General features: G+C 41.5%; 17 protein-coding genes and 2 riboswitches. Of the genes, 14 read left to right on the forward strand and 3 right to left on the reverse strand.

Going from position 1 to position 19874, the window contains the following annotated elements; genetic code table 11:
• The first annotated feature begins 17 nt into the window (after positions 1-17).
• The 6 genes from IX83_RS03700 (at position 18) to IX83_RS03725 (ending at position 7736) form a co-directional block, all read left to right on the forward strand.
• Positions 18-1283 carry a lipoprotein-releasing ABC transporter permease subunit gene (locus IX83_RS03700; protein ID WP_038499348.1) on the forward strand — a complete coding sequence of 422 codons (1266 nt, stop codon included), beginning with the start codon at positions 18-20 and terminating at the stop codon, positions 1281-1283.
• Positions 1276-1962: a lipoprotein-releasing ABC transporter ATP-binding protein LolD gene (lolD, locus tag IX83_RS03705; protein WP_038499350.1), complete on the forward strand. Its 687-nt coding sequence runs from the start codon at positions 1276-1278 to the stop codon at positions 1960-1962. The genes IX83_RS03700 and lolD overlap by 8 nt, the downstream gene beginning before the upstream one ends.
• Positions 1963-2005: 43 nt before the next feature.
• Positions 2006-2099, forward strand: a riboswitch (glycine riboswitch).
• Positions 2100-2109: 10 nt separating this feature from the next.
• Positions 2110-2202: riboswitch (glycine riboswitch) on the forward strand.
• Positions 2203-2241: 39 nt separating this feature from the next.
• Positions 2242-3315, forward strand: coding sequence for a glycine cleavage system aminomethyltransferase GcvT (gene gcvT / locus IX83_RS03710; protein ID WP_038499352.1), 1074 nt, complete (start codon positions 2242-2244; stop codon positions 3313-3315).
• A gap of 30 nt (positions 3316-3345) precedes the next feature.
• A complete protein-coding gene (gene gcvH, locus IX83_RS03715; protein WP_038499355.1) occupies positions 3346-3720 on the forward strand; it encodes a glycine cleavage system protein GcvH in 375 nt (124 codons plus the stop codon).
• Between the two features lie 20 nt (positions 3721-3740).
• Positions 3741-6599, forward strand: a complete 2859-nt coding sequence (gene gcvP, locus IX83_RS03720; RefSeq protein ID WP_038499358.1) for an aminomethyl-transferring glycine dehydrogenase — start codon at positions 3741-3743, stop codon at positions 6597-6599.
• Between the two features lie 273 nt (positions 6600-6872).
• The gene (locus tag IX83_RS03725; RefSeq protein ID WP_038499360.1) at positions 6873-7736 is read left to right on the forward strand and encodes a DMT family transporter; all 864 of its coding nucleotides are present in this window, start codon (positions 6873-6875) and stop codon (positions 7734-7736) included.
• Between the two features lie 608 nt (positions 7737-8344).
• Here IX83_RS03725 and IX83_RS03730 read toward each other — a convergent pair.
• The 3 genes from IX83_RS03730 to IX83_RS03740 all read right to left on the reverse strand — a co-directional run bounded on the left by IX83_RS03730 (position 8345) and on the right by IX83_RS03740 (position 12829).
• Positions 8345-9235, reverse strand: coding sequence for a DMT family transporter (locus IX83_RS03730; RefSeq protein WP_051919226.1), 891 nt, complete (start codon positions 9233-9235; stop codon positions 8345-8347).
• Positions 9236-9551: 316 nt separating this feature from the next.
• Complete coding sequence (locus tag IX83_RS03735) at positions 9552-10913, reverse strand: Na+/H+ antiporter family protein (RefSeq protein ID WP_038499363.1); 1362 nt, start codon at positions 10911-10913, stop codon at positions 9552-9554.
• 119 nt (positions 10914-11032) lie between these two features.
• The gene (locus IX83_RS03740; protein WP_038499366.1) at positions 11033-12829 is read right to left on the reverse strand and encodes a M61 family metallopeptidase; all 1797 of its coding nucleotides are present in this window, start codon (positions 12827-12829) and stop codon (positions 11033-11035) included.
• Positions 12830-13079: 250 nt separating this feature from the next.
• Between IX83_RS03740 and IX83_RS03745 the strand changes: the two genes are divergently transcribed.
• The 8 genes from IX83_RS03745 (at position 13080) to atpD (ending at position 19863) form a co-directional block, all read left to right on the forward strand.
• Positions 13080-13475 carry an ATP synthase subunit I gene (locus tag IX83_RS03745; protein ID WP_038499369.1) on the forward strand — a complete coding sequence of 132 codons (396 nt, stop codon included), beginning with the start codon at positions 13080-13082 and terminating at the stop codon, positions 13473-13475.
• Between the two features lie 27 nt (positions 13476-13502).
• Positions 13503-14393, forward strand: coding sequence for a F0F1 ATP synthase subunit A (gene atpB / locus IX83_RS03750; protein WP_038499372.1), 891 nt, complete (start codon positions 13503-13505; stop codon positions 14391-14393).
• A gap of 114 nt (positions 14394-14507) precedes the next feature.
• A complete protein-coding gene (atpE, locus tag IX83_RS03755; protein WP_038499375.1) occupies positions 14508-14729 on the forward strand; it encodes a F0F1 ATP synthase subunit C in 222 nt (73 codons plus the stop codon).
• A gap of 151 nt (positions 14730-14880) precedes the next feature.
• Positions 14881-15351 carry a F0F1 ATP synthase subunit B gene (locus tag IX83_RS03760; protein WP_038499378.1) on the forward strand — a complete coding sequence of 157 codons (471 nt, stop codon included), beginning with the start codon at positions 14881-14883 and terminating at the stop codon, positions 15349-15351.
• A 12-nt stretch (positions 15352-15363) separates the two neighbouring features.
• The gene (locus IX83_RS03765) at positions 15364-15906 is read left to right on the forward strand and encodes a F0F1 ATP synthase subunit delta (RefSeq protein WP_038499381.1); all 543 of its coding nucleotides are present in this window, start codon (positions 15364-15366) and stop codon (positions 15904-15906) included.
• Between the two features lie 33 nt (positions 15907-15939).
• Positions 15940-17475, forward strand: coding sequence for a F0F1 ATP synthase subunit alpha (atpA, locus tag IX83_RS03770; protein ID WP_038499384.1), 1536 nt, complete (start codon positions 15940-15942; stop codon positions 17473-17475).
• A gap of 44 nt (positions 17476-17519) precedes the next feature.
• Positions 17520-18425: a F0F1 ATP synthase subunit gamma gene (gene atpG, locus IX83_RS03775; RefSeq protein ID WP_038499387.1), complete on the forward strand. Its 906-nt coding sequence runs from the start codon at positions 17520-17522 to the stop codon at positions 18423-18425.
• A 37-nt stretch (positions 18426-18462) separates the two neighbouring features.
• On the forward strand, positions 18463-19863 hold the full coding sequence (gene atpD / locus IX83_RS03780; protein ID WP_038499389.1) for a F0F1 ATP synthase subunit beta: 1401 nt from the start codon (positions 18463-18465) through the stop codon (positions 19861-19863).
• Positions 19864-19874 lie beyond the last annotated feature (11 nt).

Below are 19874 nucleotides of genomic sequence, written 5' to 3' on the forward strand. Positions count from 1 at the left end.
TATTTTATCGTAACAATATGTCATTTGAATTTTGGATAGGTTCTCGATACGCTGGTTTCTCAAAAGGAAAACAAAAAAACAGAGATCGTTTCGTATCTTTTTTAGCTAATAGTACCATGATTGGTATCGCATTAAGTGTCGCTATATTGATTATTGTGATGTCCGTGATGAACGGTTTTCGCTCACAAGTTCGCGATCGCATGCTTTCTATTTTACCGCATATACAGGTATATAATGTCATGCTGGATGCAAAAAGTCAGTTAGATCATTGGCAGGATTTGGCCGATGTGGCTTACAAAAATCCTGATGTATTAGGTGCTTCGCCTTTTGTAATGGCAGGGGCAATGGTAACAAATGGTCAAACTATCCGTGGTGTGCAGGTTCAAGGCATTGATCCTAACTTGGAAGAAAACGTATCTGATTTGCCAAAACAAATTATCTTAGGTGATTTACAGGATCTTAAAGCAGGTGAATTTAACATCGTCATGGGTAGTTATTTGGCGAATGGATTGGGCGTGAAAGTGGGGGATAAGGTGTTATTGTTTGCTCCCCAAGGTTCAGTTGGTCCCACGGGTTTTACGCCTAGAATGCGACAGTTTAAAGTAGTGGCGATTTTTTCTTCAGGCCATTATGAATATGATAGTTCCATGGCATTTGTGAATGATTATGATGCGGCGGCTTTGTTTAAACAGACGGCTGTTGCTGGGGTGAGACTTAAAATAAAAAATATGATCGATGCCCCAGAAGTGGCTTATGAACTGGCGGGCCATTATCCTTTTGATATTTCGATTAAAGACTGGACACAAGATAATCGCACTTGGTTTGCGGCCGTAAAAACGGAAAAACGTATGATGTTTTTGATTCTTTGTATGTTGGTGGCGGTCGCAGCCTTTAATCTTTTGTCTTCCTTAGTGATGACCGTTAAAGAAAAACAAAGTGATATTGCGATTTTAAGAACCTTGGGTGCTCATCCTAGTGCGGTGGCGAGAATTTTTATGATTCAAGGTAGCTTGGTCGGGATAATGGGAACGGTCTTGGGTGTGGGCTTTGGATGCTTGATCGCCGCGAATATTGATGTGATTGTGCCATTTATCGAACGTTTATTTGGCGTGCATTTCCTAGATCCCAGTATTTATTTTATTAGTGCATTACCCTCTGAAATACAGCTATATGATGTGGTTTTTGTATCGATCACGTCCATTGTATTGTCATTTTTAGCCACACTGTATCCAAGTTGGAGAGCGTCTAGACTACAGCCTGCGGAGGTGTTAAGACATGATTAATGTATCGTCTCATGCGTTAAAAGCAACATCCATTTATAAATCTTATGCACAAGGTAATGATGAATTGCAGATCCTTAAAGGCATTGATTTGGAGATTCAACGAGGTGAAATGCTGGCGATCATGGGGAGTTCAGGTTCTGGTAAAAGTACCTTATTACATATTTTAGGAACATTGGATTTACCGACTTCAGGTCAGCTTTGGATTGATGGGGTGGAAATTGGCTCATTATCAGAAAAAGAACGTAGTCGGGTACGAAACGAAAAATTAGGATTTGTGTATCAGTTTCACCATCTATTACCTGAATTTAATGCTTTGGATAATATTGCCATGCCTTTGATTTTAAGACGTATGCCTAAGCATCAGGCACGAGAAAAAGCGGCGATGATGTTGGAAAAAATTGGTTTGGCTGCACGTGCGATGCATATGCCTGGTCAATTATCAGGGGGTGAAAGACAAAGAGTGGCATTGGCTCGTGCATTGGTGACGGATCCTGTTTGTGTATTGGCCGATGAACCCACAGGAAATTTGGATAATGAAACGGCCGAACGAATGTATGATTTGTTGTGTGAAGTCAATCAGTTATTTAAGACTTCTTTTTTAATCGTCACTCACGATGCTCAGTTAGCGTCAAAAGCGGATCGTTGTTTATATATGGAAAAAGGAAAATTGCAGGTTTGATACTTTTCATTTTCTATTTTTATAGGTAAACTATTATCAGCTAGATGGCAGGTCAAGAGAATGTTTATCTCACTTAGATAAGCTACCGAAGGCGCAAATACCCATAATCGCTCAGGTTCTAGTATTGTCCTGTCAGAGTATATACTCTAATAGCACTCTGGAGAGTTCTGACTTATCGAATGAATAAGATTCAGACGCCGAAGGTGATTAACTCTCAGGCACAAGGACAGAGGGGGCATACTAGAAAACTAGTATGAAAAATAATACAGAGGTGCTTTTATGAGTTTAAAACAGACTTTTTTATTTCCAGTACATCAGGCTTCCGGTGCCAAAATGGTTGATTTTGGAGGATGGGAGATGCCTGTTTCATATGGTTCTCAGATAGAAGAACACCATGCGGTACGCCAAAATGCAGGTATGTTTGATGTATCACATATGTTGAATATTGATCTCGTGGGAACGGATGCGAGATCTTTTTTACGTTATCTTCTTGCTAATGATGTGGCACGCTTAACCACTTCTGGTAAAGCTTTATATACGTGTATGCTGAATCCAGAGGGTGGGGTGATTGATGATTTGATCGTGTATTTCTTTGAAGAAGATAAATGGCGTATCGTGGTCAATGCAGCGACAGCAGAGGGCGATATAGCTTGGATGAATGAAGTGGCTAAGAATTATAACGTCAGCCTAACGCCACGTCGTGATTTAGCGATGATCGCTGTCCAAGGTCCTCATGCAAGAGAAAAAGTCACTACGGTTCGTCCAGAATGGAAAGATGCTCTAGCATTAACGCCTTTTAACGGTAAGTTGTTCGGTGAGGTATTAGTGGCTCGCACAGGCTATACTGGTGAAGATGGTTTTGAAGTTGTCTTACCAGGAAATGATGCGGCGAAACTATGGCAGGATTTAGCGGCAGCAGGCGTTCAACCATGTGGGCTAGGAGCTAGAGATACCTTGCGTCTAGAAGCAGGTATGAATCTTTATGGACAAGATATGAACACCGAAACACAGCCTTATCAATCAGGTTTGGCTTGGACCGTCAGTTTGAAAGACGAGAATAGAGATTTCATTGGAAAATCAGCTTTGCTTAACCATCCTCGTAAGAACGCCTTTTTAGGCTTAAAACTTGAAGGTAAAGGTGTGATGCGTGCTCATATGCCTGTTTATACGGAAAAAGGCGAAGGAGAAACGACTTCAGGTACGATGTCTCCTACGATGGGCGTATCGATTGCCTTTGCTCGTTTGCCAGAGGGCGTAGTGGCGGGCGATAAAGTTGAAGTGGGTATTCGTGATAAACGTGTGCCTGCGGTGGTTTGCACATTGCCTTTTGTGCGTAATGGACAAATTTTGTAATTCACCTAATATGACGTTTAAGGAGTCAATATGAACTTACCAAATGATCGCAAATATACTGAATCTCATGAATGGGTAAAAGTAGAAGGAGACTATGTTTTAGTTGGTATCACTGACGATGCTCAAGACCAGCTAGGAGATATGGTTTATGTAGGAGATGTAGAAGTAGGCGCTGAATTGAAAGCTGGCGAAACCGCTGCAGTGGTAGAGTCGGTGAAAGCTGCCTCTGATGTGTATGCTCCTGTATCAGGTGAAGTGCTTGAGTTTAATGAAGCATTAGAATCTGAACCTAACTTGGTTAATTCAGATCCTTACGGTAGCTGGATCTTTAAACTAAAACCAGCTGATATGTCAGAGTTAAACGGTCTTTTAGACGCTGACGCATATTCTAAACTAGCACATTAATATCCAATTTTGGAGTCGTCATGTTAGGTGATATTAACAAAGCGTTCATCGGCCGTCATATCGGCCCTAACGCAGCAGATCAAGCAGAAATGCTGGCCGTTGTCGGTGCTAAAGATCTAGATGATTTGGTTCATCAGATTGTGCCACCGAATATTTTGATGAAAAACGAGATGGCATTGGGCGAACCGATGTCTGAAGTCGGTGCCTTAGCACGCATTAAAGCGATTGCATCGAAAAACAAAATTCATCGCAGTTATATCGGCCAAGGCTATTATGGTACTTACACGCCAAATGTAATTTTGCGTAATATTTTAGAAAATCCCGCGTGGTACACGGCTTATACGCCATACCAACCCGAGATCTCTCAAGGACGTTTGGAAGCCTTATTAAATTTCCAGACGATGATCACTGATTTAACGGGGCTAGACGTGGCGAATGCTTCATTACTAGATGAAGCAACGGCTGCGGCAGAAGCGATGACTTTGGCCTTACGTAGCTCTAAATCAAAAAGCAAAGTCTTTTTTGTTTCTCATCATGTTCACCCCCAAACTTGGGAAGTCTTGAAAACTCGAGCAAGTGGCCTAGGCATTGAGTTAGTCAAAGGTTGCGAGAAACAAGAGATTCCTGAGTGTTTTGGTGTCTTACTTCAGTATCCTCATAGTTTGGGTGAGGTGGCGGATTACCGTAGCTTGGCTGAAGATTTGAAACAAAAAGGCGTGGTGATTGCGGTAGCAACAGACTTATTGGCACTGGCTATCTTAACGCCACCAGGTCAGTGGGGAGCTGATATTGCCATTGGTTCAGCTCAACGCTTTGGTGTACCGATGGGGTTTGGTGGCCCTCACGCTGGATTTATGGCATGTGCAGACAAATTTAAACGCAATATGCCAGGCCGATTAGTAGGGGTATCTTTAGATGCTCAAGGCAAACCAGCTTTACGCCTTGCTTTACAAACACGTGAACAACACATCCGTCGTGAAAAAGCGACTTCTAATATTTGTACTGCACAGGTATTGCTAGCAATCATGGCCAGCATGTATGCGGTTTACCATGGTGCAGACGGTGTGGTAAATATTGCTAAACGTGTGCATCATTTGACGCATGCCTTGCGTGTATCATTAGAAAAAATGGGACTTAAAGTGCTGAATGAATATGCTTTTGATACATTGCATATTGCTTCAGATAAGGCTCGTCAGATTGTAACGGTTGCACGTGAACAAGGGATTAATTTGCGTGAATTGGACGATACGCATTTTGCTTTATCTTTGGATGAAACGGTGACCGAATGCGATATTCAGACCTTATTAAACATCATTGCTCAAGCGATAGAGGCTCATGCAGTTGAATTCAAGGCTTGCGACGAAGCGACGTTACATTTACCTCAAGCACTTCAACGTCAAACGCCCGTTCTTGTGCATCCTGTGTTCTCAAGCGTCAGTTCAGAAACGGATATGTTGCGTTATTTACGCCATTTGGCCGATATGGACTTGGCGTTGGATCGTAGCATGATTCCACTGGGTTCTTGCACGATGAAATTGAATGCAACGGCCGAGATGATTCCGATTACATGGCCTGAATTTGCGAATTTACATCCATTTGCACCTGCTGATCAAACAGAAGGTTATCAACAGTTAACAACAGAGTTAGCTCAGTTCCTATGTGCGATTACAGGTTATGATGCGGTGAGTTTACAACCTAACTCAGGTGCTCAAGGTGAATTTGCTGGATTGATGGCTATCCGTGGTTATCATCATGCGAATGGTCAATTCCAAAGAGATGTGTGCTTAATTCCTGCTTCTGCTCATGGCACAAACCCAGCATCAGCAGCGATGGCGGGTATGTCAGTGGTAGTGGTGGCTTCTGATGCACAGGGTAACGTGGATGTTGAGGATTTGAAAGCGAAGATTGCCCAAGTAGGCGATAAATTGGCGGCTTTGATGATTACTTATCCATCTACTCACGGGGTGTTTGAAGAAAGCATTACTCAGATTTGTGAGTTAGTTCATGAAGCAGGCGGTCAGGTTTATCTTGATGGGGCGAATATGAACGCCATGGTAGGCTTGGCTCAACCTGGTAAATTTGGCTCAGATGTCTCTCATTTGAACCTGCACAAAACCTTTAGTATTCCTCACGGTGGTGGTGGGCCTGGTGTTGGACCGATTGGGGTTCGTGCTCACTTGGCACCTTACTTACCAGGTGTGGTGGACAGTAAAGGTCAGTTACCTGAAACAGCGAAAATTGGCCCTGTTTCAGCAGCACCTTTTGGTTCAGCTAGTGTGTTGCCTATTTCTTGGATGTATATTGTGATGATGGGGGCAGAGGGCTTGCGTAAAGCGACTCAGTCAGCGTTATTAAACGCGAATTACATTGCGACGCGTTTAGCAGACCATTATCCAATTTTATATACAGGACGTAATCAGCGTGTCGCTCATGAATGTATTTTGGATTTAAGACCGATCAAAGATGCTAGCGGTATTACCGTTGATGATGTGGCTAAACGTTTGATTGACTATGGTTTCCATGCACCTACCATGAGCTTCCCTGTTCCAGGTACGTTGATGGTGGAACCGACTGAATCTGAATCGAAGTACGAGTTGGATCGTTTTATCAATGCCATGATCGCGATTCGAGAAGAAATTCAGGCGGTACAAGATGGACGTTTAGATGCGGTGGATAATGTGTTAAAGAATGCCCCACACACTGCAGAAATGTTGGTCTCAGATGATTGGAAACATCCATATGAGCGGCAATCTGCTGCGTATCCGAAAGGCGTTCATCCTCGTTATAAGTATTGGAGCCCTGTGGCTCGTGTTGATAATGCTTATGGCGATCGTAACTTAGTTTGCACTTGCCCACCTATTGAGGCTTATGTAGATTAATGTTTTTTCTTTCATAAGACCACTCCCTATTTCTTCTTGAGGTAGGGAGTTTTTTATATGCTTATTCGGTAAATACTGAGTGAATGCCTGCTTGAGGTGTTTGTGGATGGGAGGCAGAGGAGTGATGAGTGTGTTTTATGTGTGATGTATGGTGAATGGCTGCTTGAGGTGTTTTGAGGTGAGGTGGGAGAGTGATGAGCGTGTTTTATGTCTGATGTATGGTGGATAATAATAAAAAAATCAGTAACTGAATGAGATTAAAGGTGTTTGACTATGAATAGTCCATTATTACAACTGGCAGCGGGTTGTATTATTTCTGGATTAGGTAGTTTGATGGTGGCTACCATTGATATGGGAATTTATGCGATTGCTTTTTGGCGTTTGTTTATCGCAGCGGTAATTTTTTTATTGATTATGTTATTTGGAAAATTTCCTTTCCCAAAATATAAACAAACGTTTTTTTATGCGGCATTGGCAGGAATTTTAGGAGCCGTCGATTTAATGCTTTGGCATGTCAGTATTCATGCGATTGGACCAGGTATTGCAACCTTATTAAATAGCTTGCAGGTGTTTTTTCTAGCTTTGATTGGCTTATTCTTTTTTAGAGAATCCCTGTCAAAAATCCAAACAATCAGTATTTTAGTGGCTGTGGTGGGGATCGCCTTGGTGGTGTGGCCAGAAATAGGTTTGTCGCAAGAAATCACCTTAGGATTGGTTACAGGATTATTATCGGCATTAGCATTTGCCTTATCTATGCTGAGTATTAGAAGTGCGACAGTACAAGAAAAAATGCCCATCTTTGGGATTATGTTTTTGATAGATTTTGTGGGGATGTTGTTTACATTGCCTTTTGCTATTTATTTTGATGCACAGAGATTTTTCCCTGCCGTTTCGTTAGATTGGCTCAATATCTTAGCGTATGGGGCCGTTATGCAGTGTTTGGCATGGTTTTTAATTTCAAAATCAATTTCTCATGTTCGATTGGCGATTGTGGGTTTGTTGATGTTAGCACAGCCAACAACTGCTTTATTGGGCGATGGTTTATTCTTGCACCGAGTGTTGGATAGCGTGCAATACGCAGGTATTTTGCTAACGATGGTGGCGATTTATTTTGGTTCAAAACGCCATGGAGCTTAATTTTTGAGTGACATGGTAGGTAGTGCTGAAATCAAGTCAGGAAGCGGATGTGGAGTGATGATGTGGGTGTTATCGTTAAAGCTCATCATATCTGATAAATGAAAATCTATTTTAAATGATGGCGTGGATGGAGCTAAAACCCAGTCAGGAAGCGGATGTAGGGTGATGATGAGGGTGTCATCGTTAAAGTCCATCATATCTGATAAATGAAAATCTATTTTAAATGATGACGTGGGTGGGGCTGAAACTCAGTCAGGAAGCGGGTGTAAAGTGATGATGTGGGTGTTATTGTTAAAGTCCATCATATCTGATAAATGAAAGTTTATTTTAAATGATGGCGTGGGTGGGGCTGAAACCCAGTCAGGAAGCGGATGTAAAGTGATGATGTGGGTGTTATTGTTAAAGTCCATCATATCTGATAAATGAAAGTTTATTTTAAATGATGGCGTGGGTGGGGCTGAAACCCAGTCAGGAAGCGGATGTAGGGTGATGGTGTGGGTGTCTTTGTTAAAGGATGTTATGAGTTTAATAAGGTATATTGGTGCGACGATAAGTTATGAATAAAAAGTAATGCCTATCGTGTCTTGATAGGCGAAGCGAAAAATATATTAGGTATGCCTGATTCGTTTCGCCATGGTGCCTGCGTAAATGGCGATAAGGGTTAATATTACGCCAATGCCTTGCAGTAAGGTAATCTCTTTGGAAAATACCAGAATATCGAAAAAGATTGCGGCAACGGGTTCTCCCAGCATAACCAGTCCAGTAATCGCTAAACTAACTTTTGAAATTGCGTAACTGATTGTTCCCCAAGCTAAACACTGCATTACCGCCCCATAACTGATAACAAGCAAAATATCTCGATAGGAATGAGGAAAGAATTTTTCAGCATCAAACAATAGGCCAAACGGCAGGATAACAAGCGATCCCGCTAAACAGAGGATCATCATTAAGGGCACAACATGAACGGTTTCGACTTCATGTGCTTTGCGAACAAAAGTCATAGAACAAGCAAATAAGGCACCAGAAACAATCCCTGAAATAAAGCCCCATGTAGCATTTGAATTGATGTGAAACTCAGGACTGGCGATTAATGCGACTCCAATAATGGCCAAAAATAAACTTAAAATCTGTATGCGATTCAGACGCTCATGAAAGCAAACATATCCGATAAAGGCCAAGAAAAAGACTTGTAAACTATTTAATAGGGTAGAGAGTCCAGGCCCAATAGCATACACGCTTTCGTGCCATAACGCTAAATCAACGCTTAAACAGATGCCAGACAGTGAACAATACAAAATCGTACGGTTTTTTTGAGGAAAATGTTTTTTGAAATAAAAGGCAATTGGAATAAAAATCAAGGCAGCAATAAACATCCGCCAAAATGCGATGGCGTAAGGGCCGACTTTTACCACGGCGACAATTAAACTACCTGATCCAAAAAGAATGCAAGCGATGATAAGTAAAATGACGGCAGAAACCGATGTTTTCTGAGTGTTCAAAATGTCTCCTTTTGATGCCTTGAGCTGGCTAATTTAGGCTTTTTAAATAGGATCAAAATCTTAATTTTATTTAATGATAAACATATCATGCGTTTTCGTAAACTTCAAGTGCTTTGATAAGTGACGAAAGATTCATAAAACATGGATAAAACATGGATACGAAGATATTTGATAAAAGAAGAAATAAGTTGGTTATAAGACGTTAAAGGGGGGGGGTGAAAGGCTGTGGACAAGCTGATGTTGTCATGCTGGGAGTGGTGTACGTTGAAGTAAAAAACCGATCTGAAGCTTGTTAGTTCAGATCGGTTGGTGTAGCTTATAAGCACATCGCAGCAATCCAGCCGAATATAAGCAATGGAATATTGTAGTGGATGAATGTTGGGATGACGGAGTCTTTAATATGATCGTGCTGACCATCTGCATTAAGACCAGAGGTTGGACCCAAGGTGGAGTCAGAAGCAGGAGAACCCGCATCGCCCAAGGCAGCCGCCACACCGACGATCGAAACAGTCGCTAATGGCGAAAAACCCACGCTAATACAAATAGGAACGTAAATGGCTGTAATAATAGGAACGGTAGAGAATGATGAGCCAATTCCCATGGTGATGATTAAACCAACGAGTAGCATTAAAAATGCTGCTAATCCTTTGCTTGCATAAATACTTTGACTAAAGGAATCAACTAATTCAGGGATGCCACCTGTTGCCTTAATAACCGCGGCATAACCAGATGCAGCAATCATCACAAATCCAATCATCGCCATCAGTTTGAGGCCTTGTTGCATGATGTCTGTGCTGTCTTTAAGTTTGTAAATGCCACATACACCAAAAATAACCAATCCCACTAAACCCGCAATAATAGTGGAGTCAACAATAAGTTGAAGTGCAAACGTTACGATGATGGCAAGAATGCTTACGATGATATGAAACGGATTGATTTGGAGGATACGTTCAGCAATATCATCTGCTGTAGGTTCTTGAACATCGGCATAAATTCTAGGTTTGCGATAAGAAATAAATACGGCACATAGAAGACCTAAAATCATTCCGATCACTGGAATTACCATACCGTAAGAAACTTGTGAAACAGTGGTCACGAAAGGGTGCTCCAGTGTTGCGGCCGCTTCATTAATGTTTTTAACCAAAATGCTTTCAATAAAAATCTTACCAAAACCAATAGGCAGTAACATATACGTCGCTGTTAGACCGAATGTCAGTACGCAAGCAATGGCACGACGGTCCATTTTTAGGTAATTAAAAATGCTTAATAGGGGTGGAATAACAATGGGAATGAACGCAATATGCACCGGTAGAATGTTTTGAGAAGAAATGGAAAACAATAAAATCACGGTGATTAAAGAACATTTAACCCATAACATCACTTTTGAGTTAGGTGCTTTACCTAGGCCTTTGATGATTTTGTAAGCTAATAAATCGGTAATGCCTGAACGTGAAATAGCCACTGCAAAAGCACCTAAAATAGCGTAGTTCATGGCAACCGTTGCTCCGCCGCCTAAACCACTGGTAAACGTTTCAATAGTTTTGCTGGTTCCTAATCCCCCTAATAAACCTGCAACGAGTGCAGCAATAATGAGCGATAGGATAACGTTAATACGCAGCACACTCAGTACCAGTAGCACGATAACAGACAGTGTTACCTCGTTTGTAAGTAATGACATAATTTTCCTTTGGTCTTGAAAAAGACAGTGTATTCGAGCAAAGTGTCGATCGCTCAGATATTCAGAGATAGATCGACACTACAGTATTATGGTGAAAAAAAATAATAAAAGCAAATAAATTACTTTTTGCTAGACTTTTTTGTAGTCATAACGTCAATTTTTTTGGCTAGGGCCTGAATACGGCACTGAGGCTGTGTGTAAGTGGTGAACGTCAGTTTAAATTCACGCAGTTCATCGCGTCTAAATGCATGAACCATTGCCGTATCGCCTTTTTGATAACGTTGTAGGATTTTGTCTAATGATTTGACACGAATGCCGTCTATCGCCACAAGTGTATCGCCAGCACTTAATCCTGCACGATGAGCGTCAGAGTGCTCTAAAACAGATTGGATAACGCAATCGTTTTGAGTTTGGTAGGTGATGCCGATATTGACTTGAGTAGGCTGATCATCCCATGATAGCTTGAGTTGATGGGGTTTTAAAAACTTGTTATAGGGGAGATCTTTGGTGCCATAAACATAATGATCAAGGAATTTATGAATCTTAACGCCCGTGACATGATAAACAATATCGGCAAATTCATCTTCGGTCAATCCTTTTGCATCGCCTGTGAAGAAGTTTTGGCCAAAGGTTTGCCATAAGTGACGCATCACATCGTCAAGGCTGTACGCACTATTGGTTTGGATAAATAAATCCAATAACCAAGCCACGACGGCACCTTTAGTGTAGTAACTAATGAGGCTGTTGCGAGCGTTTTCATCTTGTTTGTAATACTTGGTCCATGCATCAAAAGAACTCTCTGCCAAAGACATCTTGTAACGACCTGGCGTTTGTTCGATATATTGGATATTTTTTTGCATCAGTTGATGGTATTGCGATTGACTGATTAAGCCTGTTCGGTAGAGGATTAAATCATCATAATAGCTTGTGAATCCCTCAAAAATCCACAATAACCGAGTATGATTTTCTTTTTGTAACTGGTAAGGGACAAACGCTTGAGGTTTGATGCGTTTAACATGCCATGTATGGAAATATTCATGGCTGACTAACCCCAAAAATTTAATGTAATCTGCAGAGGTCTCTTTTTGGCCTTTTACGGGTAAATCATAACGAGAAGCTAGTAAGGCAGTACTACTTCGATGTTCTAAGCCGCCATAATCATTGCCTGTCACAAAGGTAATAAACAAGTAACGGTCACTTACATCTAAGAAAGGTGCTTTTTTGTGTTGTGGATCAAAAAAAGCTATTTCGTATTCACAGATTTTTTTGCAATCGTCAGCGATGCGTTTAAGATCCAAATTAGGTACGATGCCAGAGAATACCATTTCATGTAAAACACCATGTGCTTTAAAGCGGATGTAATGGGGCGTGCCCAGTTCAACGGGGTGATCGATCAGATCATCGTAATGGCGAGCTTGATACATACCAAAGTGATGTCGTTTGGCTTTTTTAGGGTGTTTGGATGCCTCTGGTAGGGTGGTGTAAACTTTCCAATCCTTATGTTCTTCGGGTGCTTGAATGTGAACCCAACACGGTTCTTGTTCTTTGCCATCAACCGCCAAAAATACGCTACTTCCATTGAAAAAGCCTCGTTTTTCATCCAGATAAGCTGAACGAATGGAGGTATCACAAGCATAGACCGTATAGGAAATTTTTATGTGATCGGCACCTAATGTCGTGACGGCCCAAGTATGGCTGTTTAACTTTTCAATCTTTAGTTTTTTTTCAGTCTTATCCAAAGAAACTGCTTCAATATGCTCAATGTGTTTGGAAAAATCACGGATCATATAAGAACCAGGGATCCAAGCGGGCAGTTTGAGTAATTGTTCACGCGGATCGGGGTGGTGAATGTCTAACTGAATATGAAAACGGTGACCCGCTAAATCAATAGGCTTAATGGTATAAATAAGATTCATGATATTCCTTTGTGGGGTGTTTTTATTTATTGCTATTTTTCTCAAATGCTTAGTATTTTAGCCTAAAGTGACTTGTAAAATAAGTTATCTAACTGTATTTTGCTTTGTGTGGGAAATATCTGACGAAATCATAAATTTTGTTTGCCATTTAAAGAAACATCATATAAAATTAACACGCTTGGTTCATATCATATCAAGTGATGAGATAAGCAGAAATACAGAGGGGTGGTAGATAGGAGTCGCTAGTGTGATGCAGATAAGTGAAGCTGATCAGAGAATGATTAAAAAACGTTCGATTCATCAGCTCAGAACATTAGTGATAGCACAGTGTCTGTTGCTACTAGTTGCCAGTCTTTTTTGTGGGATATTTTTCGGTTTAAATGCAGGTTTATCAGCCTTAGCGGGCGGCATAACATGTTTAATTCCTACTTGTCTTTTTGTGGCTCATTTATTACTTAAAATGCAACTAAAAAATCAGCTGAATGTGTTCGGTATCTTTTTTAGTGAAGCAGGTAAGATAATGTTAACCTTGATAATGATGGCATTGATGATTAAATATGCTAGAGATGTGTTGGTATTTCCTGCATTTGTTTTTGGTATAATCGTTGTGCTAAAAGCGTATTTGCTTGCCTTGCTGAAGGCGTAGTTTGTTAATAATTTTGGAGTAAGCATAATGGCCACAGAAGCCTCTGTTAACCCAGCATCAGAATATATTACCCACCACTTGGTGCATTTTAATAATTTTGGCGAGAAACAAGCGAATATCGCTGATTTTAGCTATATTAACTACGATTCTATTTTTTGGTCTTTGTTTTTAGGCCTAATCGTTGTCTTTCTTTTATGGTTGGCAGCACGTAAAGCGACGGCAGGTAAGCCAGGTCGTTTCCAAGCTGCTGTTGAGATGGTTGTGGATATGGTTAGCGAACAAGCTAAAGGCATTATCCATAATGAACAGTCTCGTAAATTCATGGTGCCGTTAGCTTTGACGGTCTTTCTTTGGGTAATCTTTATGAATACGATGGACTTGTTGCCAGTAGATTTACCTGGCCAAGTGTTCTCGTGGGTAGGTTTGGCAGGTGATCACCATCATCGCGGTCCTTTGTACTACCATCGTATTTTACCGACAGCTGATTTAAATATTCCGCTTGGCATGTCTTTGGGTGTATTGTTGATATCGATTTACTATGGTATTAAGATTAAACATCCAGGTGGTTTTGTGAAAGAATTGTTTACAGCACCGTTCCATGCTCATAGTGCAGTAGGCGTAATCTTATTAGCACCTGCTAACTTTTTGATGAATTTAGTTGAATATTTTGCCAAAACAGTTTCCTTAGCGATGCGACTTTTTGGTAATATGTTTGCAGGTGAATTGGTCTTTATGCTGATTGCTTTAATGGGCGGTGCATGGTCTGGATTGAATGCGTTGAGTTTAAGCTTAGGCATTGGACAAGTTATTGCAGGTTCTGTGTGGGCGATTTTCCATATTATGATTATTGTCTTACAGGCCTTTATCTTCATGATGCTGACTCTGGTATATGTGGGTCAGGCTCACGAAGGGCATTAGAATTGAGTGTGACGGTTGATCAAAGTGGTCAGTCGTCACATTTAATATATGAGTAGTAATACTCGATCCATCTTTAATTAACTTTATTGGTTCATAACCACAAGGAGTATTTTCATGGTAGCTATTGCTTGCGCAATTATCATTGGTTTAGGTGCGATTGGTGCCTGCTTAGGTATTAGTTTGATGGGTGGTAAGTATCTAGAAGCTTCTGCTCGTCAGCCTGAATTGATGAATGCTTTGCAAACTAAGATGTTGCTATTGGCAGGTCTTATCGATGCGGCATTCTTGATTGGTGTTGGTATTGCAATGTTATTTGCATTTGCAAGTCCATTCTAATTTCTGACTTTCAATCAGAGTTTTCTTCGTTCAACTGAATGGTAAGTGAACCAGATGGGAAGACCCTGTCAAGCTGGCAGGGTCAGAAAGCCAGAAGGTTCAAAGTTGTTCATAGTTTGTAAAAACTATTTTTAATTATAGGGAAACGACCGTGAATTTAAACGCGACGCTCATTTTCCAGATGATTGTGTTCTTCGTCTTAACGTGGTTTACCGTTAAATTTGTGTGGCCACCGTTAGTGAAAGCCATTGACGAACGTCGTCAGAAAATTGCTGACGGCTTAGCTGCGGCAGAACAAGGCAAAGAGGATTTGGCAAAGGCTGAAGAACGTGTTCGTCTGATTGAAGCTACAGCTAAACAAGAGACACAAGCTCGTTTAGGTGATGCAGAAAAACAAGCTACTTCTATTATTGAAGCGGCTCGTGCAGAAGCTGAAGAAGAACGTGCAAGAATCCTTGCTCAAGCGAAACAAGATGTACAGGCGGAAGTCCAACGTGTACGTGAAGGTTTGCGTGAAGAAGTGGCTGCATTAGCAGTACAAGGAGCACAGCAAATTCTTAAACGTGAAGTGGACGTAAAAGCTCATGCAGATTTGTTAAATCAGCTTAAAGCTCAACTCTAATCGGGATTACTTATGGCTGAATTATCAACAATTGCACGCCCTTATGCAGAGGCGTATTTTCAAGTGGTTAGTATTGATGCTACGAAAACAGAAACCGCATCAAATGAACTAAAAAGCTTGGTGGCAATCTCTCAGGTACCCGAGGTGCGTGAGGCGATGGCTGATCCTCGTTTGGATAAAGTACAACGTGCTGAGCTTTTTTTAAGCTTAGTTAAGTCTGAACTATCCGAATCATCTAAGAATTTTGTTCGCTTGCTGGTTGACAATGACCGCTTGCTGTTATTGCCTGAGATTTTGGAACATTTTGAACAGCTCAAAAACGCCAAAGAAGGGTCGGCAGCATGTGTGATTACAAGTGCTTTTGAACTCACCGAAGATCAACTGCGCGAACTCACAGCCATGCTTGAGAAAAAATTCGGCTATAAACTTAAACCTGTCGTTAAGGTTGATAATACACTTATCGGTGGGGTACGTGTCACTGTAGGTGACCAAGTTTTAGATACATCTGTGCAAGGCCAGTTGGTGCGCTTGCATGAAACTTTAACTGCCATTTAAGCAGGCAAATAACAGGATTTCAGGAGTCCGATTATGCAACTTAATCCGTCAGAAATTAGCGAATTGCTCAAAAGCCGTATTCAAGGCTTGGGTTCTTCAGCTGACATTCGTACACAAGGTACAGTGATTTCTGTCACCGACGGTATTACTCGTATTCACGGTTTATCAGATGCCATGCAAGGGGAAATGCTTGAGTTTCCAAATGGTATTTATGGTTTGGCTCTAAACTTAGAGCGTGATTCTGTAGGTGCAGTAATTCTTGGTGATTACACTCAAGTATCAGAAGGTGACATTGTAAAAACAACTGGTCGTATTTTAGATGTGCCAGTAGGTCCAGAATTATTAGGTCGTGTTGTGAACACTTTGGGACAACCTATCGATGGTAAAGGTCCTATCAACACGAAACAAAGAGATATTATTGAAAAAGTGGCTCCAGGTGTGATCGCTCGTCAATCAGTCTCTCAACCACTACAAACAGGTCTTAAAGCGATTGACTCAATGGTGCCTATCGGTCGTGGTCAGCGTGAGTTGATTATTGGTGACCGTCAGACAGGTAAAACAGCCGTCGCGGTTGATGCGATCATTAACCAAAAGGGCAAAGGCGTAAAATGTATTTATGTCGCGATTGGTCAGAAAGCCTCTACGATTAATAACGTTGTGCGTAAATTAGAAGAAGCGGGTGCTTTAGAGTACACGATTGTGGTGGCGGCTTCTGCTTCTGACTCTGCAGCGTTACAGTATCTTGCTCCTTATGCAGGTTGCACAATGGGTGAATACTTCCGTGATCGTGGTGAAGACGCGTTGATCGTTTATGATGATTTAACTAAACAAGCATGGGCTTATCGTCAAGTATCCTTGCTATTGCGTCGTCCTCCAGGTCGTGAAGCGTATCCAGGTGATGTATTCTACTTACACTCTCGCTTGCTAGAACGTGCAGCACGTGTGAACGCTGATTATGTTGAAAAATTCACAAAAGGCGAAGTAAAAGGCCAAACAGGTTCTTTGACAGCATTGCCTATCATCGAAACTCAAGCTGGTGACGTATCGGCATTCGTTCCAACGAACGTGATTTCGATTACAGACGGTCAGATTTTCTTGGAAACTGACTTATTTAACGCAGGTATTCGTCCAGCGATTAACGCGGGTATTTCGGTATCTCGTGTTGGTGGTGCGGCTCAGACAAAAGTTATTAAGAAACTTTCAGGCGGTATCCGTACTGACTTGGCTCAATATCGTGAATTGGCTGCGTTTGCACAGTTCGCTTCAGACTTAGATGCGGCGACTCGTAAACAGCTAGAACGCGGTAAACGAGTAGTAGAACTATTGAAACAGCCCCAATACCAACCTCAACAGGTTTGGGAATTAGCCGTCGCTTTATATGCCGTGAACACAGGTGCGCTTGACGATATCGAAGTTGAGAAAGTATTAGTGTTTGAAAAAGCTTTAAAAGACGACTTGAAAGTAAAACACGCTGATTTGATCGAACGTATTGAAGACAAGAAAGAATTGTCTAAAGAAGACGAAGAAGTGTTGAAAAAAGCGATTGAGGATTTCAAAAAAATCTTCTAAGGTAATTAGTGTGAATGTTTCACACTAAAGTGAAAGGAAAGTAAATGGCTGGAATCAAGGAAATCCGTACGAAGATCAAGAGTGTACAGAACACTCGTAAGATCACGAAAGCGATGGAGATGGTGGCTGCTTCTAAAATGCGTAAAGCACAAGAAAGAATGCAAGCGACTCGTCCCTATGCGACGAAAGTGCGTGAAATTGCCATGCATATGATGCAGACCAATCCTGAATATTCACATATTTACCTAGAAGAACGTAAAGATGTGAAATCGGTTGGTGTGATTTTAGTGACAACTGATAAAGGCTTATGCGGTGGTTTGAATACCAATATCACTCGTATGATGCTCAAGAGCTTTAAAGAGTTTGAACAAAACAACGTTAAAGTTCAGGTAACCGCTTTTGGAAACAAAGGACTTGGCTTTTTAACACGTTTAGGAGCTAATTTAGTTTCAAAAGAAGTTCAGTTAGGCGATACACCTAGCTTTGAGCGACTTATCGGTGCACTAAAAGTCCAACTAGATGATTATGCGTCTGGTAAGATTGATGCACTTTATATTGCGACAACACGTTTCATCAACACCATGAAACAAGAGCCAACGATGATTCGTTTGCTACCTTTGCCAAATGGTCTAGAAGATCCGTTCCAAGTGAACATGGCGGAAAACTCTTCTGAACAGAAAGCACATAACTATCATTGGGATTATATTTTTGAACCTGATGCGGCTTCTGTGATTGATGAATTGTTGAAGCGTTATGTAGAAGGTTTAGTATATCAAGCTGTTGCTGAAAATATGGCCTCTGAGCAATCTGCTCGTATGGTGGCGATGAAAGCAGCATCTGATAATGCTAAGAAAGTAATCGGTGATTTACAACTTGTCTATAACAAAACACGACAAGCGGCGATCACTAAGGAAATTTCAGAAATTGTAGGGGGTGCAGCCGCCGTCTAACGGCAGCAGCCTTTTATTAATAAACTAAGGAATCGATATGAGTAACGGAACAATCGTTCAGTGTATTGGCGCAGTTGTGGATATTCAGTTCCCACGTGACAATATGCCAAAAGTTTACGAAGCGCTCGTTTTGGTGGATGAATCATCAGAGTTCGCTGAAAAAGGTCTCACCCTCGAAGTGCAGCAACAATTAGGTGATGGTGTGGTACGTGCTATTGCTTTGGGTTCAAGTGACGGTTTACGCCGTGGCATGAAAGTTGATCGTACGAATGCACCGATTTCAGTACCTGTTGGTCAAGGTACTTTGGGTCGTATTATGGACGTGTTGGGTCGCCCAATTGACGAAGCAGGTCCTATCGCTCACGAAGAAAAACGTGCGATTCACCAAGATGCACCTAAATTTGACGAACTTTCTCCATCTGTTGAATTGTTAGAAACAGGGATCAAAGTGATTGACTTAGTTTGCCCCTTTGCAAAAGGTGGTAAAGTGGGTCTGTTCGGTGGTGCCGGTGTGGGTAAAACCGTTAACATGATGGAATTGATTAACAACATCGCTAAACAGCACAGCGGTCTTTCAGTATTTGCTGGGGTAGGTGAACGTACTCGTGAGGGTAACGACTTCTACCACGAAATGGAAGAATCTAAAGTACTCGATAAAGTAGCGATGGTATTCGGTCAGATGAACGAACCTCCAGGTAACCGTTTACGTGTGGCTTTGACAGGTTTGACAATGGCGGAAAAATTCCGTGATGAGGGCCGTGATATCCTATTCTTCGTGGATAACATCTATCGTTATACTCTAGCAGGTACTGAGGTATCGGCTTTGTTAGGTCGTATGCCATCAGCAGTAGGTTATCAGCCAACGCTAGCGGAAGAAATGGGTAAACTTCAAGAACGTATTACATCTACGAAGACTGGCTCTATTACGTCTATCCAAGCGGTATATGTACCAGCCGATGACTTGACTGACCCATCTCCAGCGACAACATTCCAGCACTTGGATTCAACCGTTGTATTATCTCGTGATATTGCTTCATTAGGTATTTATCCTGCGGTCGATCCTTTGGACTCAACTAGCCGTCAGCTTGACCCACAAATTATCGGTCAAGAACACTATGAAGTGGCTCGTGCTGTTCAACAGACATTACAACGCTATAAAGAATTGCGTGATATTATTGCCATCTTGGGTATGGATGAATTGTCTCCAGATGATAAGTTGGCAGTGGCTCGTGCACGTAAGATTCAGCGTTTCTTGTCTCAACCATTCCACGTAGCGGAAGTATTTACAGGTTCTCCAGGTAAATATGTTCCATTATCTGAAACCATTCGTGGCTTCAAGATGATTGTGAATGGTGAATGTGATCACATTCCAGAACAAGCATTTTACATGGTAGGAACAATCGACGAGGCCTTGGAAAAAGCTAAGTCAATGCAATAAGGAGTCAGATG

The organism is Basilea psittacipulmonis DSM 24701 (assembly GCF_000743945.1).
GTDB lineage: Bacteria > Pseudomonadota > Gammaproteobacteria > Burkholderiales > Burkholderiaceae_B > Basilea > Basilea psittacipulmonis.

What these genes read in the sequence shown, in the direction of transcription:
- lolD (WP_038499350.1), top strand. Translation starts at nt 1,276, where the DNA reads ATGATTAATGTATCGTCTCATGCGTTAAAAGCAACATCCATTTATAAA.
- atpE (WP_038499375.1), top strand. Translation starts at nt 14,508, where the DNA reads ATGGTAGCTATTGCTTGCGCAATTATCATTGGTTTAGGTGCGATTGGT.
- atpA (WP_038499384.1), top strand. Translation starts at nt 15,940, where the DNA reads ATGCAACTTAATCCGTCAGAAATTAGCGAATTGCTCAAAAGCCGTATT.
- gcvH (WP_038499355.1), top strand. Translation starts at nt 3,346, where the DNA reads ATGAACTTACCAAATGATCGCAAATATACTGAATCTCATGAATGGGTA.
- gcvT (WP_038499352.1), top strand. Translation starts at nt 2,242, where the DNA reads ATGAGTTTAAAACAGACTTTTTTATTTCCAGTACATCAGGCTTCCGGT.
- atpB (WP_038499372.1), top strand. Translation starts at nt 13,503, where the DNA reads ATGGCCACAGAAGCCTCTGTTAACCCAGCATCAGAATATATTACCCAC.
- IX83_RS03740 (WP_038499366.1), bottom strand. Translation starts at nt 12,829, where the DNA reads ATGAATCTTATTTATACCATTAAGCCTATTGATTTAGCGGGTCACCGT.
- IX83_RS03725 (WP_038499360.1), top strand. Translation starts at nt 6,873, where the DNA reads ATGAATAGTCCATTATTACAACTGGCAGCGGGTTGTATTATTTCTGGA.
- atpG (WP_038499387.1), top strand. Translation starts at nt 17,520, where the DNA reads ATGGCTGGAATCAAGGAAATCCGTACGAAGATCAAGAGTGTACAGAAC.
- gcvP (WP_038499358.1), top strand. Translation starts at nt 3,741, where the DNA reads ATGTTAGGTGATATTAACAAAGCGTTCATCGGCCGTCATATCGGCCCT.
- IX83_RS03700 (WP_038499348.1), top strand. Translation starts at nt 18, where the DNA reads ATGTCATTTGAATTTTGGATAGGTTCTCGATACGCTGGTTTCTCAAAA.
- IX83_RS03745 (WP_038499369.1), top strand. Translation starts at nt 13,080, where the DNA reads ATGCAGATAAGTGAAGCTGATCAGAGAATGATTAAAAAACGTTCGATT.
- IX83_RS03765 (WP_038499381.1), top strand. Translation starts at nt 15,364, where the DNA reads ATGGCTGAATTATCAACAATTGCACGCCCTTATGCAGAGGCGTATTTT.
- IX83_RS03735 (WP_038499363.1), bottom strand. Translation starts at nt 10,913, where the DNA reads ATGTCATTACTTACAAACGAGGTAACACTGTCTGTTATCGTGCTACTG.
- atpD (WP_038499389.1), top strand. Translation starts at nt 18,463, where the DNA reads ATGAGTAACGGAACAATCGTTCAGTGTATTGGCGCAGTTGTGGATATT.